Consider the following 15,484-nt stretch of genomic DNA (forward strand, 5'->3'; position numbering starts at 1 on the left):
TAATGAAACCAATTCTACCTGATTACAACAGCGCTGGTGTGCTCATCATCGGTGATGTCATGCTAGATCGTTACTGGTATGGCCCAACCGGACGTATTTCTCCTGAAGCGCCGGTTCCTGTTGTAAAAGTAGAAAACAATGAAGAGCGTCCTGGTGGTGCTGCGAACGTTGCGATGAATATCGCATCACTAGGTGGCCATGCTCACATTGTTGGTCTAACAGGGGAAGATGAGCCTGCAAAAGTGCTGACGGAGACGCTGAGCTCACTCAATGTGAAATGCGATTTCGTTGCACTGCCGGATTACCCAACGATTACGAAGCTTCGCGTAATGAGCCGTGGACAACAGCTTATTCGTCTCGACTTCGAAGATAAGTTTGAAAACACGGATTCTGCACCTGTGCTATCGCGTATGGATGCCGCTCTGCCAAACGTTAAAGCCGTGATTATGTCTGACTACGCAAAAGGCTCGTTAGAGCATGTTCAGGCATACATCCAAAAAGCGCGCGCAGCAAACATTCCAGTTTTCATTGACCCTAAAGGTGCGGATTTTGAACGCTACCGCGGAGCAACACTCTTAACACCAAACATGAAAGAGTTTGAAGATGTCGTTGGCAAAGTGAAATCAGACCAAGAGCTGGTTGAAAAAGCACTTCAGCTTGTTGAAGAGTTTGATTTTGAAGCGCTACTGGTTACGCGTAGTGAAAACGGCATGACGTTGATCCGCCGTGGTCAAGAGCCATTCCACCTTCCGACTCAAGCGAAAGAAGTGTACGACGTGACAGGTGCTGGTGATACGGTGATTTCTGTACTTGCAGCTTCAGTTGCAGCGGGTAAATCCTTCGAAGAAGCGTGTGCACTAGCGAATGCTGCGGCAGGCGTTGTTGTTGGTAAGCTTGGTACCTCGACCTTGTCTGAAATTGAACTGGCAGAAGCGGTACATGGCAGCCAAGACACGGATTACGGTGTGATTTCAGAAAAAGCGCTGATTGAAGCAGTGAAAAAAGCACGTGCACGTGGCGAGAAAGTCGTCATGACAAACGGCTGCTTTGATATTCTTCACGCTGGGCATGTTTCTTACCTCAATCACGCTGCAGAACTTGGTGAGCGCCTGATTGTTGCGGTGAATACCGATGAATCAGTGAAGCGTCTTAAAGGGCCTGGTCGTCCTGTGAATCCAACCGATCGCCGCATGGCGGTATTGGCAGGTTTGGGCGCTGTGGATTGGGTTGTACCATTTAGTGAAGATACGCCGCAACGTTTGATCTCGGAAGTTCTGCCAAGCTTGCTTGTAAAAGGTGGTGATTACAAACCAGAAGAGATTGCTGGTGGTAAAGAAGTCATCGCAGCAGGTGGCGAAGTTCGTGTATTGAACTTTGAGGATGGTTGCTCAACCAGTGAAATCATCAATGCAATCAAAGGCGGTAAGGGCTAAGCCTACGATTTGTTGGCATTGAAACGCTATTTGTTTGTAAAAGGTCGCCAAGTGCGGCCTTTTTGATACTTGATGTTCTGAGACACTTTAGCCTCTTAACTGCAAGCAATAAAAAACGCCAGCTGATAAATCAACTGGCGTTTTTATTTATTGAGAATTGAAGCATTCAGTCAGCAATTATTTTGCTGCTTTCAAACCTGCATCAACGTCTAAGATGTCTTGTTCGCTTAGCGTACCAACGGCTTGGCGTAGCTGAAGAACACTTAAGATGTAGTCGTAACGAGCGTTCGATAGGTTTTTATTCGCATCGTATAGACGACGAGTTGCGTCTAGCACGTCAACGATAGTACGAGTACCTACATCGAAACCAGCTTCTGTTGCTTCAAGTGCAGACTGTGCTGAGACTACAGATTGCTCGTACGCTTTGAGTGCGCCGATAGAAGCGTTGATGTTGTTGTTCTGTGCACGCACTTCTTTCACAACACTACGGTATTCTGCTTCTAGATCTTCACTCGCAGATACGTAACCGAATTCCGCTTGTTTCACTTCAGACGTTGTACGACCACCAGTGTAAAGAGGCACTGCTAGGTTCACACCAACATTGAAACCATCTGTTGTGTTATCCGCTGTGCTCTCTGCAGTGTCAGAGTAGTTGTAACCACCGTCAAGAGATAGTGTTGGTAGGTGACCAGAGCTTGCTAGCGAGATGTTGTCGCGAGCGATGTCTTGTGCGATACGTGCAGACAGTAGGCTCAGGTTAGTTGTTTTCGCTTCTTCAATCAGAGCTTCTGCTGGCTCAGAAGAGCGGCTTGCAGAGAAACGAGCAGTGTCTAGAACGTTCAGGTTCTTGTGCTCTTGGCCTGTGATTTCACGTAGTGATTCGTAGCTGTTGATCAGATCGTTTTCTGCCAATACTTCATCGGCTAGTACTGCATCGTACTGTGCTTGTGCATCATGTACGTCAGTGATTGCCGATAGACCTACTTCAAAACGTTGTTTAGTTTGTTCTAACTGACGGCCAACGGCTGCTTTTTCTGCACGAACGAACACAAGGTTGTCTTGTGCACGCAGTACTTCAAAGTAAGCTTGAGAAACACGAAGGATCAAACCTTGTTGTGTTGCTGCGTACGTTGCGTCTGCACGGCGAGCCGTTTTCTCAGCCGTATCTAGCGTGATCCAAGATGCACGGTTGTACAACTCTTGAGAGAAGCCAACACCTGCAGACAACACGTTTTGGTCGTTATCACGATCTTGTACCGCGATACTGTTGTTGTCGTAGTCAGTCTCACCACGAGCGATGTCGTAACCCGCTGTTAGGTTGATTTGTGGTAATAGAGCACTACGGCTTGAGGTGATTGCTTCGAAAGCTTGGTCACGTTGTGCTGCTACACTGAGCAATTGTGGATCATTTTGTTTTGCTAAGTCGTAGATTTCAGCCAAAGAGTCTGCGAACGCAGACGTACTCATGCTACCTAGCGCTGCACTGATAAATAGTGGAAGCAATTTTTTCATTTTCTATTCCCGCGGTCAATAGATTGGTTAATTCTCAGTAGTTTAACTCAATTTGCACGATATTTACTCTAAAGTTTGCACTTTTTTACACGTAATTATCCAGTTGTGCAATAAATTTTCACCAAAGACTTAAATTAATTTGTAACTATTGTACAAAAAGTTGAGCCAAGTCCTTTGAGCAAGCGAATAACAATGAGTAAACTACAAGATTCACTCAGAGAGGTGTCGAATGCAACAGTGTGACAAACAACAAAAGGATTTTACTTCGCAAGATGTAAAAGTCATCTCGAAAGAAACCTTATTTGAAGGCTTTTTCAAAATGGTGAAATATCGCTTTCAGCATAAGCTATTTGCTGGAGGTTGGAGCGAGGTTGTCGAACGAGAAATGTTCGAGCGTGGTCATGCTGCAGCGATGCTTCCTTATGATCCAAATACGGATCAAGTGGTTATCATTGAACAGATTCGAGTAGGAGCCTTAGAGCATCAACACCCATGGCAGCTAGAGATTGTCGCGGGTATGATTGACCGTGATGAATCAGCTGAAGCCGTCATTCGCCGAGAAGCTGTCGAAGAGGCGGGGATACAAGTGGGGCGTGTTGCGCCAGTCACTTCTTATTACCCTTCAGCTGGCGGTTGCTCGGAAAAGTTGGACGTATTTGTTGGTGAAGTGGACGCATCTAAAGCGCACGGCATTCATGGTTTAGACTATGAGAATGAAGATATTCGCGTACATGTTTTGAGTCGTGAGCAAGCATATCAATGGGTGAAAGACGGAAAATTTGAAAATGGTGCGTCGATTATTGCGTTGCAATGGTTGCAATTAAACCATCAAGAGTTGAAGTCACAGTGGGTGGCAACCCCAAATGGTGGAGAGTAAGTAATGGCACAAGTGGCTGAAAAACAGAGGTATCATGTTGATTTAGCGGGTCTAATGAGAACCTATGAGACCAACTACGCTAAATTGAACGCCTTATTGCCTGCTTCTGCCGAAGTTGGGGATGTACGCTGCTATCAAGCGGCGAACATGGTTTACCAACTGACCGTGAATGAAATCACAAAATACACCACAGTTGTTGAGATATGTCAGAGTGATGAAACGCCAGTGTTTCCTTTACCGACGATGTCTGTCAGGCTTTATCACGATGCGAGAGTAGCCGAAGTATGCTCAAGCGGAGAGTTCTCTCGCATAAAAGCTAAGTATGATTATCCCAACGACCAACTGATGCAGAAAGATGAAAAGCATCAACTAAACACATTCCTCGGTGAATGGCTGACGTTTTGTTTACGAAGTGGTATCAGTAGAACACCACTTGCCTTCAATTGATCGTCACGTCACGAAAGGAAAATAACAAATAACGATATAGTGGACGAATCAGGTTTTCATTTTGCAATCATCTAGTGACAGCATCAAACTTTTACAAATTACGGATACTCATCTGTTTGCTGCCGATGAGGGAAGTTTGCTGAGCGTAAAAACGGCCGATAGCTTTAACGCTGTTGTTGCTGATGTTTTACGCCGCAACGTGACGTTTGATTACATCTTGGCGACAGGGGACATTTCCCAAGACCATAGTGCAGAATCTTACCAGCGCTTTGCCGAAGGCATTGAACCGCTAGAGAAAGACTGCTTTTGGCTGCCTGGTAATCATGACTACAAGCCCAATATGGGCAGTGTATTACCTTCGCAACAAATCAAAGCGGCAGAGCATGTATTGCTTGGCGCGCATTGGCAGTTGGTTCTTTTAGACTCGCAAGTTGTTGGCGTTCCCCACGGACGCTTGAGTGATCAGCAGTTAGCGTTACTCGAAGAAAAGTTAGCAGAACACCCAGAAAGGCACACACTTGTGTTGCTGCATCACCATCCATTATTAGTGGGAAGCGCGTGGCTTGATCAACATACCTTAAAAGATGCCGAAGCGTTCTGGCAGGTTGTCGATCGTTTTGATAACGTGAAAGGCATTCTCTGTGGTCATGTTCATCAAGACATGAATGTACTTCATAATGGCATTCGAGTGATGGCAACACCCTCGACGTGTGTTCAGTTTAAGCCCAACTCGGATGATTTTGCCCTCGATACGACTTCGCCTGGTTGGCGTGAACTGCAGTTGCACGCTTGTGGTGAGATTACGACCCAAGTGGGCCGACTTCCTGACGGCCAGTTCCAACCAGACTTCTCTTCTAACGGATACTAACGCGCCCGAGCTCTATGTTCGGGCTTGCTTTTTTGTGCGAGATATCTATGAGTAAACCTTCACTTCTTCTGTATATCCATGGTTTTAACAGCTCCCCACTTTCAATGAAAGCCAATGTGATGAGAGCATACTGCGAGCAGCATCGTCCTGATATCAAAGTGATTGTTCCCCAGTTACCTTGTTATCCTCAACAAGCGGCGAAAATGTTGTTGGATATCATCGAACAATATAAAGACGATTATAACATTGGTCTGGTGGGCAGCTCATTAGGCGGCTTTATGTCAACGTGGCTAAATGACAAGTTTGGATTTAAAGCGGTTGTGGTCAACCCCGCGGTTAAGCCCTATGAGTTGTTAGTAGATTATTTGGGTGAGCAAACTAACCCTTATACGCACGAAACCTATACACTTGAAGCTTGTCATATTGACGAGTTAAAAGCTCTTGATGTACAAAGCATCGCGTCGCCACATTCTTTCTGGTTGTTGCAGCAAACAGAAGATGAGGTTTTAGACTATCGACAAGCGGTAGATAAGTTTGCAGACGCTAAGCAAACAGTAGAACAAGGCGGTGATCACAGTTTTGTAGGCTTTGAGCGTTATCCTGCACAGATTATCGAATTTCTAGAACTGTAATTCGAAAGCGATTGGAAAAGGCTCATAGTTTTTATTGATATATCCAACCGTTTCTTGACATGGGCGGTATGCTTTCCGACTATGTTTTGCCAAAAGATCTTAAGGGTCGAGGACCCTGGCTACTTTGTTATGCATCATGTTTACAAGCACTTAGTGATGTGAACAGGGTGGCTTTTTCGTTTCCTGAGTATGGGTTCACCCATTGGTGATATTCAGGCAACAAGTAAACTTTGAGAATAATTCCGTATTATGACTGAACAATATAATGCTGGTGCCATTGAAGTACTGAATGGCTTAGAGCCAGTACGTCGCCGACCAGGGATGTATACGGATACAGCGCGCCCAAACCATTTGGGCCAAGAAGTTATCGACAACAGTGTCGACGAAGCGCTAGCCGGACATGCCTCAAAAGTACAAGTCATCCTACATGCCGACCAATCACTAGAAGTGATCGATGATGGTCGAGGCATGCCTGTTGATATCCACCCTGAAGAGAAAGTGTCAGGCGTAGAGTTAATCCTATGCAAGCTGCACGCAGGTGGTAAGTTCTCTAACAAAAACTACCAATTCTCTGGTGGTTTGCACGGGGTAGGTATTTCGGTAGTAAACGCGTTGTCAAAACGCGTTGAAGTAACCGTTCGTCGTGATGGCCAAGTGTATGAAATTGCATTTGAGCACGGTGATAAAGTCTCTGACCTGACCGTAACCGGCACATGTGGTCGTCGCAATCGCGGTACCAGCGTGCATTTCTGGCCTGATGCGAAGTACTTCGATTCGGCTAACTTCTCTGTTACGCGCCTAGTCAATAATCTGCGCGCAAAAGCGGTTTTGTGTCCGGGTTTAGAAATTACATTAACCGACAAAGTTAATGGTAAAGACTATAAGTGGTACTACGAAGACGGTCTTAAAGACTATCTTGCGGAAGGCGTAAAAGGCTACCCAGTTATTCCTGAAGAACCATTTACTGGTGAGTTCTTGGCGGATACCGAAGCGGCAAACTGGGCGGTAATTTGGCAGCCAGAAGGTGGTGAGATGATCACCGAAAGCTACGTTAACCTGATCCCAACCGCTCAAGGTGGTACGCACGTTAATGGTCTACGCCAAGGCTTGTTAGAAGCGATGCGCGAATTCTGTGAGTTCCGTAATCTATTACCTCGTGGCGTGAAGCTAACGGGTGATGACGTTTTCGACCGCTGTTCTTACGTGTTGTCGGTTAAAATTCAAGATCCGCAATTTGCAGGCCAGACCAAAGAACGTCTGTCCTCTCGTCAAACTGCGGCATTTGTCTCTGGCGTAGTAAAAGATGCGTTCAGTCTTTGGTTGAACGAAAAGCCTCAGCTAGCAGAGCAATTGGCAGAAGTCTGTATCGCTAATGCGCACCGTCGTATGCGTGCAGCGAAAAAAGTCGTACGTAAGAAAGTGGCGTCCGGCCCGGCACTGCCAGGTAAGTTGACCGACTGTTCAGCACAGGATTTAAGTCGCACTGAAATCTTCTTTGTGGAGGGTGACTCTGCGGGTGGCTCGGCAAAACAGGCACGTGATCGTGAGTTCCAAGCTGTGATGCCACTGCGTGGTAAGATCTTGAACACGTGGGAAGTCTCTGCTGACCAAGTATTAGCATCTCAAGAAGTACACGATATTTCAGTGGCTTTGGGGATTGATCCTGACAGCGATAACCTTGATGGTCTTCGTTACGGTAAGATCTGTATCCTTGCCGATGCGGACTCGGATGGTCTTCACATCGCAACGCTGCTTTGTGCACTGTTCACTCGTCACTTCCGTGCACTGGTTGAAGCGGGCCATATCTATGTGGCGATGCCGCCTCTGTATCGAATCGATTGCGGGAAAGAAGTGTTCTACGCCCTCGATGACGATGAAAAAGATGGCATTTTAGAGCGCTTGTCGAAGAAGAAAGCCAAAATCAACGTGCAACGATTCAAAGGTCTGGGTGAGATGAACCCACTTCAGTTGCGTGAAACCACCATGGATCCGAACACGCGTCGCTTAGTGCAGCTAACCATTGACGACTCTACGGCGACCATGGAAATGATGGACATGCTGCTGGGCAAAAAGCGTGCAGATGACCGTCGTTCTTGGCTACAAAACAACGGCGACTTGGCAGAGGTGTAACGGATGTCTACAGAAATTACCTACGATGGCGTCGAACAGTTGCCAATGCGCAAGTTCACTGAAGACGCTTATCTGAACTACTCGATGTACGTAATCATGGACCGCGCCTTGCCATACATTGGTGATGGCTTAAAGCCGGTTCAACGACGCATCATTTATGCGATGTCGGAGCTTGGTCTCTCTGCATCAGCAAAATACAAAAAATCTGCACGTACGGTTGGTGACGTGTTAGGTAAATACCATCCGCACGGTGATTCAGCGTGTTACGAAGCGATGGTATTGATGGCTCAGCCATTCTCTTACCGCTATCCATTAGTGGATGGTCAAGGTAACTGGGGTGCGCCAGATGACCCGAAATCATTCGCGGCAATGCGTTATACCGAAGCAAAACTGTCTAAGTTTGCTGAAGTATTGCTAGGCGAACTGGGCCAGGGTACGGTTGAATGGCAACCTAACTTTGATGGCACAATGAAAGAGCCACAAATGTTGCCAGCACGCCTGCCTCATATCCTGCTTAACGGTGTAACCGGTATTGCGGTTGGTATGGCAACAGATATCCCTCCGCATAACGTTCGTGAAATTGCAGATGCGACTATTCATTTGATCGACAACCCGAAAGCAGAACTGCCGGACGTGATGCAGTATGTTAAAGGTCCGGATTACCCAACAGAAGCAGAAATCATCTCGCCGCAAGCGGATATTGAGAAGATTTACCGCAACGGTCGCGGCAGCATCAAGATGCGCGCGGTGTGGCACAAAGAAGGTTCTGATATCGTTATCACCTCTCTGCCACACCAAGTATCGGGTGCAAAACTGCTTGAGCAAATCGCCAACCAGATGCGTGCGAAGAAGCTACCAATGGTTGACGATCTTCGTGACGAGTCGGATCACGAGAACCCAACGCGTATCGTTGTGGTACCTAAGTCAAACCGCGTCGATTGTGATTTGTTGATGAACCACTTGTTCGCATCAACGGATCTTGAGCGCAGCTACCGCGTTAACTTGAACATGATTGGTTTGGATAATCGTCCTCAAGTTAAAGGTCTGGTGCAAATTCTGTCAGAGTGGATTGAGTTCCGTCGTACGACCGTACGTCGCCGTCTACAACACCGCCTAGACAAAGTCATGGCTCGCTTACACATTTTGGAAGGTTTGTTGGTTGCTTACCTAAACCTAGATGAAGTGATTGAGATCATCCGTACTGAAGATGACCCTAAAGCGGTATTGATGGCACGTTTTGGTATTACCGATATCCAAGCGGATGCGATTCTAGACACCAAACTTCGTCACCTAGCCAAACTAGAAGAGATGAAGATCCGTGGTGAGCAAGACGAACTAGAGAAAGAGCGTGAGAAGCTAGAACTGCTACTCGGTTCTGAGCGTCGTCTAAACACACTACTGAAAAAAGAAATCAAAGCGGATGCTGAGAAATACGGTGATGACCGTCGATCTCCATTGGTTGAGCGTGCAGAAGCAAAAGCGCTTACTGAACGTGATCTTGTTCCAAGCGAACCAATTACGGTTGTGCTTTCTGAGAAAGGTTGGATTCGTCACGCGAAAGGCCATGACGTAGATGCAGAAGGCCTGAACTATAAGTCGGGTGATAAATACTTAGCGCACGCACGAGGTAAGAGTAATCAGCCTGCGGTATTCCTAGGTAGTGACGGTCGAAGTTACTCTCTGGAATCGCACTCGCTGCCTTCTGCTCGTAGTCAAGGTGAGCCGATTACCGGTCGTTTGAATATTACGGCTGGTAGCAGTATTCGCCAAGTGATCATGAGTGAAGAAGATCAGCTGTGGCTGGTGGGCTCTGATGCAGGTTACGGCTTTGTATGTAAAGGCGCTGACTTGCTGTCTAAAAACCGCAGTGGTAAAGCGCTGGTCACTTTGCCGGTTAACTCTGAGGTCATGACGCCAAAAGCGATTGAAGATTTAGATTCTGATGAAATCTTAGCAATCACTAACCAAGGTCGCATGCTGCTGTTCCCAATCAAAGACCTGCCACAACTGGCGAAAGGTAAAGGGAATAAGATCATCAATATTCCTGCTGCTAAAGCAAAAGAGCGAGAAGAAGTACTATCTCACTTAATGTCTTTACCAAAAGGTGCATCGTTAACGCTGTACGCGGGTAAGCGAAAGTTGGGTCTTAAACCGTCTGACCTTGATAACTTCCGTGGCGAACGTGGTCGCCGAGGTGGGTTATTACCAAGAGGTTTGCAGCGAGTCACTCGCATTGAAGTTGAGCTGGATGATTCCGATACGACGGAAACACCGAGCGATAGCGAGTAACGCACAAATAAAAATCCCAGCCAGTGGCTGGGATTTTTTATGCTTCTTGCTTGTCTTCGGCAATGGTGACTTTCAAGCTCATCTCTTTTCCTTTGCGAATGATGCCAACGTCCACGGTGGTGCCAGGACGTAAATCGGTGACGATATCCATGACGCTCTGACGCCCTTGCACTTTATTGCCATCAATACTGATAATGATGTCCTGCTTTTGGAAGCCTGCTGCATTGGCTGGGCCATTTGGATCAATACCAAGCACGACAATACCACCTATGTGTTCATTTCCAAGTAGACGAGCAGTGACCGCATTAATGTCTTGGCCGTCGATTCCAATATAACCACGAATCACGCGGCCATCAGCGATGATTTTCTGCATGATCTTACTGGCTAGCGGCGCAGGAATCGCAAAGGAAATACCGTAAGTTTCTAAATCAGTCGCTTGTTGGAAAGAGGCGGTATTGATGCCGACGAGCTCACCTTGTGTGTTCACTAGAGCACCGCCAGAGTTGCCCTCATTGATGGCGGCATCGGTTTGAATAAATGCTTGGCGACCGTCGCTAATCGATGAGCGTCCTGTTGCTGAAATAATGCCGAACGTTGTGGTTTGCCCAAGGTTGTATGGGTTACCGATGGCTAGGACCACATCACCCACTTGTGGCTTGTAATTAGAGTTCAGAGGAATAACAGGTAAATTTGAACCTTCGACACGCAGTACGGCAATGTCTGTGCGTTTATCCGTGCCAACTAGCTGAGCCGCTGCGGCTCTGCCGTCTTGTAATGCCACAACAATTTGATCAGCTTGAGCAACCACGTGGTAGTTGGTAATGATGTAGCCTTTCTCACTGACAATGACACCTGAACCCAGACCTTGAGTCGAGAGTTTACTGCGATCATTTTCAACATATTTACGGCTGTAGATGTTTACTACGGCAGGTGCTGCTCTTCGCACCGCCTGATTAAATGTCAACTCAACGGACGCGATATTAACAGGTTGCGGATCTAGCGCGGCAGGAATTACGTTGTTGCGCAAAGATGGCACCGCCAGTAATACCACTGCGGCAGTAGCCAAGCCTAAAAAGACAGAACGTAATAAAAAGCTGAGCATATCCTCTCCATGCATGAGCGCCAAAATGGCATAGAAGATGAAGAATAGCATTACATTGAAAAATAACAAAAGGGCAGCACGGAATCGTGCTGCCCTTTTCATTAGCTATTGAGCGATAAGGAAAAGTATTCGAGGCTTATTACTCGATGCTATGCATCGAAAACCTTATTTCCTATTACTTTGAAAGTGACTAACGAATAACAAGATAAATAGTACGTTCGCCACGCTGAATATTCAGAGCCAATACGCCTTTGTGCTTATCCACGATTGCACGAAGCTCAGCAAGGTTTTTCACGCGCTGACGGTTTACACCGATAATGATGTCCCCTTGTTGTAATTGATATTGAGCAGCCGGAGAGTTATCTGCAACGCTCGATACTTTAACGCCTTGAATTGCATCACTTGGTGTCGTATTGCTTAATTCCGCACCCTTGAGCCCTTCGTGTAATGTTTCGGCTTTGGCTTTCATATTTGTAGATTCGCCAAGCGTTACATCAAAGGTTTTATTCTTACCATCTCGAACCACACCTAACGTGATTTCTTTTCCTGCGCCTAGCGTTGCCACTTTTGCGCGGAGCTCTGAGAAAGTATTAATCTCTTTGCCGTTTACCGATACAATTACATCACCGGCTTTCAATCCAGCTTTATCGGCTGCGCTGTCTGGTACGACTTGTCCAATAAAGGCTCCTTTACTCGACTCGTAACCCAATGCATCAGCCAGCTCAGAGGTTACTTCACCGCCCTGTACACCCAACATGCCGCGTTTGACTTCACCAAACTCTAGAATTTGCTCGGTGAGGTTTTTCATCATGTTGGATGGAATCGCAAAGCCAATCCCCACGTTACCGCCGTTAGGGCCTAAAATCGCAGTATTAATACCGATCAGCTCACCATTAAGGTTGACCAATGCACCACCAGAGTTACCGCTGTTAATTGCGGCATCGGTTTGGATGAAGTTTTCGAAGTTTTCAACGTTTAAGCCACTACGGCCTAACGCTGAGACGATGCCCGACGTCACGGTTTGACCGAGTCCGAATGGGTTACCAATCGCAACCGTAAAGTCACCTACGCGAAGTTTGTCGGAATCTGCGACTTTAATTTGCGTTAAGTTTTTCGCTTTTTCTAATTTAAGCAACGCAACATCGGCCATTTCATCGCCGCCAACGAGCGTAGCGTCATACTCGCGACCATCATAGAGGCGAACTCGAATCTCATCCGCGCCCTTGATTACGTGGTAGTTAGTGACGATATGCCCTTTTTTCGCATCAATAATGACACCAGAACCTAAACCTCTGAACGGGCGCTCGCGCCTTTGCTCCATCGGAAAGTCCGGTCCAAAGAAGAATTGAAATTGTTCGGGAATACGGCTGGTTTGTACTTGTTTGCCTTCTACAGCAATACTCACAACAGCAGGGGTTACTTTCTCAAGCATGGGCGCCAAGCTAGGTAACTGTTGGCCATCCACATTTAAAGGTAATGCGGCGGTGGCTTGAACTGGCGCAATAATAGAGCCCAAACTCAGAGATAGAACGGTGAGCGCAAGCAGTGGTTTTTTCATCCAATAACTCCTCTTGAAACATGTCTGCCAAAAAGAAATATCCGAACGGTTAGTTCACTTTGTTAATAACTAATATAGGGCCTAGTTCGGATAATCAAAGGGGGAGGCAGTTCACATCCAAGTTAGAGCAAAGGTAAGAAGAAAAAGTTCAAAAAAGGGCCGATACAAATGTATCGGCCCTAGTAGGTAGAGGTAAGAGAAGGTTATGATGCTTTTGCGGTTACCGCTTCGGGAGCATTAATGATTTCTTTCTCTTGATCCTTTAAAAGACCCGTTGCGCCATTGGCGTAGTCTTTTGGCTGTTCGTTAAACTCTGGTTGATCTTCTGCAATAGCTTCAGAAGACATTGCCGTTTTCTTATCAAACGGGTTGTCTTGCTCTGGCAAGTTTGGCAAAAGCTCAGAAGAGGTCTTAGCCATATGTTGGTACAGCTTGGTGTAATCTTTACCTAGTGTATCCAACATTTCTGCGGTTTGTGCAAAATGATCGACGAGCTCTTGACGTTGTTGCTCTAGTTCAAACTTGGCCGCTTCAAGTTCTTTCTGCACAGACTTTTGTTTCTTGTATTCAGGGGTGGTTAGTCTACTAATGACTACGCCTACGATTGTACCGACCAGCAAACCCACAATGGCATAAATCCAAGGCATAACTGCTCCTTATAGTTGTTTTAACAAGTCTTTTACTACTTAGTTACACGCGGTGCTAGTCCATGTTACTATGGCTTGAACAGCCGATAAAGAAAAATAGCAGTATGTCTTCGGGGACTGATAACTACTTCTCTCTATTCTCAAAGTTGACCCCGAGGTAACCCTTTTCCCAGTACCTCTATACGACTTAATACGATGACACCACTACAACAATATCAAAAAGACATAGCAGAACACGGGTTTCAGCGTGATGAAGCTCAGTATCAAGCGGTCGTTGCATTAGATAAGCTTTACCATGCTATCGTTGAATTTCAGTCAGCTCCTGTGCCCCAGCTTTCCAAATGGCAAAAGCTCATGGGGAAAAAAATCGACATGCCTGAACCCCCAAAAGGTCTTTACTTTTGGGGAGGAGTCGGACGCGGTAAAACGTACCTCATGGATGCGTTTTTTGATGCTTTACCAACCCAAAGAAAAATGCGCGTACACTTTCACCGCTTCATGTATCGAGTACATGATGAGTTGAAGCTGTTAGGTGATGTCGAAAATCCGCTAGCAAAAGTAGCGGATAAATTCAAAGAAGAAGCGGATGTGGTTTGCTTTGATGAATTTTTTGTCTCTGACATTACGGATGCGATGATCCTTGCAACGTTACTCCAAGAGATGTTCAAGCGGCAGATGATCCTAGTCGCGACTTCAAACATCGAACCGCAGAACTTATATCGTAATGGCTTACAAAGAGCGCGCTTTTTGCCTGCAATTGATATGATTTTGGCACGCTGTGACGTGTTGAATGTTGATAGTGGCGTTGATTATCGCTTAAGAACGCTTGAACAGGCCGAAATATACCATTATCCACTTGATGAACAGGCCAACATTAACCTCAACAAGTATTATCAGCAGCTGACGGGCGAACGTCAGATCGTCGCTCATCAAATCGAAGTTAATCACCGTCAGCTTGAGGTAATTGAAGCGAGTGATGGGGTTCTGCATGCGTCTTTTGCTCAGTTATGCCAAACCGCTCGTAGTCAAAATGACTACATTGAGCTGTCCCGAATTTATCACACGGTATTACTGGCGGACGTTCAACAGATGAACCGAAAAATAGATGACGCTGCGAGGCGTTTTATCGCACTGGTCGATGAGTTTTACGAGCGCAATGTGAAGTTGATTATTTCTGCTGAAGTACCAATGGAAGACTTATATACTGAGGGGCAGCTCGAGTTTGAATTTAAGCGCTGTTTGTCTCGGCTCACTGAGATGCAAAGTCATGAGTACCTCGCGCGTGAGCATTTGGCCTAAATCTAGTGGGTTCTTAAAAAGTGAAGAAAAAATTAGTGATTTGGCGCAAAAAAAGGTGATTTTTTCTTCGCTCTTCTCTATAATCTTGCGACCCACCGTTACTGCAGACCGGATTATCGAAGTTATTTCGAAATTGAAGGTCGAGAGTACCAACGACTCGAAGGGGTGATGACTGGGCTCTTAGACAGTGTGGGAGCACCAGAACGGTGTTCCTTAAAGTTTAAATTTTAATTAACGGGTTATTATTAGCATGAAAACTTTCGTTGCTAAACCAGAAACTGTAAAACGCGACTGGTACGTTGTAGACGCTGAAGGTAAAACTCTTGGCCGTCTAGCAAGTGAAATTGCATCTCGCCTACGTGGCAAACATAAAGCTGAATACACTCCTCACGTTGACGCTGGTGACTACATCATCGTTATCAATGCTGAGAAAGTTGCTGTAACTGGTAACAAAGCTAAAGACAAAGTGTACTACCGTCACTCTGAATTCCCAGGTGGTCTAAAATCTATCACTTTTGAAAAGCTGATCGATCGTAAACCTGAGATGGTTCTTGAGCTTGCAGTTAAAGGCATGCTTCCACGTGGTCCTCTAGGCCGTGCTATGTACCGTAAGCTTAAAGTTTACGCAGGCGCTGAGCACAACCATGTTGCTCAACAACCACAAGTACTAGACATCTAATTGGGGATTTC

At 46.2% G+C, this 15,484-nt stretch carries 13 protein-coding genes; 9 read left to right on the forward strand and 4 right to left on the reverse strand.

Annotated features, from left to right (window positions below; translation table 11 throughout):
- Nucleotides 1-2 precede the first annotated feature (2 nt).
- Nucleotides 3-1,433 carry a bifunctional D-glycero-beta-D-manno-heptose-7-phosphate kinase/D-glycero-beta-D-manno-heptose 1-phosphate adenylyltransferase HldE gene (hldE, locus tag D8S93_RS17215; protein ID WP_152814457.1) on the forward strand — a complete coding sequence of 477 codons (1,431 nt, stop codon included), beginning with the start codon at nucleotides 3-5 and terminating at the stop codon, nucleotides 1,431-1,433.
- A gap of 177 nt (nucleotides 1,434-1,610) precedes the next feature.
- On the opposite strand, the gene tolC is transcribed toward hldE, so the two are convergent.
- Nucleotides 1,611-2,945: an outer membrane channel protein TolC gene (gene tolC / locus D8S93_RS17220; protein WP_152814459.1), complete on the reverse strand. Its 1,335-nt coding sequence runs from the start codon at nucleotides 2,943-2,945 to the stop codon at nucleotides 1,611-1,613.
- A 229-nt stretch (nucleotides 2,946-3,174) separates the two neighbouring features.
- Here tolC and nudF point away from each other — a divergent pair, with 229 nt between their 5' ends.
- The 6 genes from nudF to parC all read left to right on the forward strand — a co-directional run bounded on the left by nudF (nucleotide 3,175) and on the right by parC (nucleotide 10,188).
- Nucleotides 3,175-3,822, forward strand: coding sequence for an ADP-ribose diphosphatase (gene nudF / locus D8S93_RS17225; protein WP_152814461.1), 648 nt, complete (start codon nucleotides 3,175-3,177; stop codon nucleotides 3,820-3,822).
- A gap of 3 nt (nucleotides 3,823-3,825) precedes the next feature.
- Nucleotides 3,826-4,269 (forward strand): DUF1249 family protein, encoded by a 444-nt coding sequence (locus D8S93_RS17230; RefSeq protein ID WP_005395930.1) that lies wholly within the window; start codon nucleotides 3,826-3,828, stop codon nucleotides 4,267-4,269.
- Between the two features lie 61 nt (nucleotides 4,270-4,330).
- Nucleotides 4,331-5,137 (forward strand): 3',5'-cyclic-AMP phosphodiesterase, encoded by an 807-nt coding sequence (cpdA, locus tag D8S93_RS17235; RefSeq protein ID WP_005395929.1) that lies wholly within the window; start codon nucleotides 4,331-4,333, stop codon nucleotides 5,135-5,137.
- Nucleotides 5,138-5,184: 47 nt separating this feature from the next.
- Nucleotides 5,185-5,769 carry an esterase YqiA gene (gene yqiA / locus D8S93_RS17240; protein WP_053808564.1) on the forward strand — a complete coding sequence of 195 codons (585 nt, stop codon included), beginning with the start codon at nucleotides 5,185-5,187 and terminating at the stop codon, nucleotides 5,767-5,769.
- Nucleotides 5,770-6,018: 249 nt separating this feature from the next.
- The gene (gene parE, locus D8S93_RS17245) at nucleotides 6,019-7,899 is read left to right on the forward strand and encodes a DNA topoisomerase IV subunit B (RefSeq protein WP_005395924.1); all 1,881 of its coding nucleotides are present in this window, start codon (nucleotides 6,019-6,021) and stop codon (nucleotides 7,897-7,899) included.
- 3 nt (nucleotides 7,900-7,902) lie between these two features.
- The gene (gene parC, locus D8S93_RS17250) at nucleotides 7,903-10,188 is read left to right on the forward strand and encodes a DNA topoisomerase IV subunit A (RefSeq protein WP_152814463.1); all 2,286 of its coding nucleotides are present in this window, start codon (nucleotides 7,903-7,905) and stop codon (nucleotides 10,186-10,188) included.
- Between the two features lie 37 nt (nucleotides 10,189-10,225).
- Here parC and degS read toward each other — a convergent pair whose 3' ends face one another.
- From degS to zapG, 3 genes are all read right to left on the reverse strand, one after another.
- Nucleotides 10,226-11,290: an outer membrane-stress sensor serine endopeptidase DegS gene (gene degS / locus D8S93_RS17255; RefSeq protein WP_005395921.1), complete on the reverse strand. Its 1,065-nt coding sequence runs from the start codon at nucleotides 11,288-11,290 to the stop codon at nucleotides 10,226-10,228.
- 190 nt (nucleotides 11,291-11,480) lie between these two features.
- A complete protein-coding gene (locus D8S93_RS17260) occupies nucleotides 11,481-12,848 on the reverse strand; it encodes a Do family serine endopeptidase (protein WP_047009069.1) in 1,368 nt (455 codons plus the stop codon).
- 203 nt (nucleotides 12,849-13,051) lie between these two features.
- Nucleotides 13,052-13,495, reverse strand: a complete 444-nt coding sequence (gene zapG / locus D8S93_RS17265; RefSeq protein WP_005395919.1) for a Z-ring associated protein ZapG — start codon at nucleotides 13,493-13,495, stop codon at nucleotides 13,052-13,054.
- Nucleotides 13,496-13,690: 195 nt separating this feature from the next.
- Here zapG and zapE point away from each other — a divergent pair, with 195 nt between their 5' ends.
- Both zapE and rplM read left to right on the forward strand, forming a co-directional pair.
- Nucleotides 13,691-14,794 (forward strand): cell division protein ZapE, encoded by a 1,104-nt coding sequence (zapE, locus tag D8S93_RS17275; protein ID WP_005395918.1) that lies wholly within the window; start codon nucleotides 13,691-13,693, stop codon nucleotides 14,792-14,794.
- 250 nt (nucleotides 14,795-15,044) lie between these two features.
- Nucleotides 15,045-15,473 (forward strand): 50S ribosomal protein L13, encoded by a 429-nt coding sequence (gene rplM, locus D8S93_RS17285; RefSeq protein ID WP_005396465.1) that lies wholly within the window; start codon nucleotides 15,045-15,047, stop codon nucleotides 15,471-15,473.
- Nucleotides 15,474-15,484: the final 11 nt, after the last annotated feature.

The organism is Vibrio sp. VGrn 2 (assembly GCF_009361695.1).
GTDB lineage: Bacteria > Pseudomonadota > Gammaproteobacteria > Enterobacterales > Vibrionaceae > Vibrio > Vibrio diabolicus.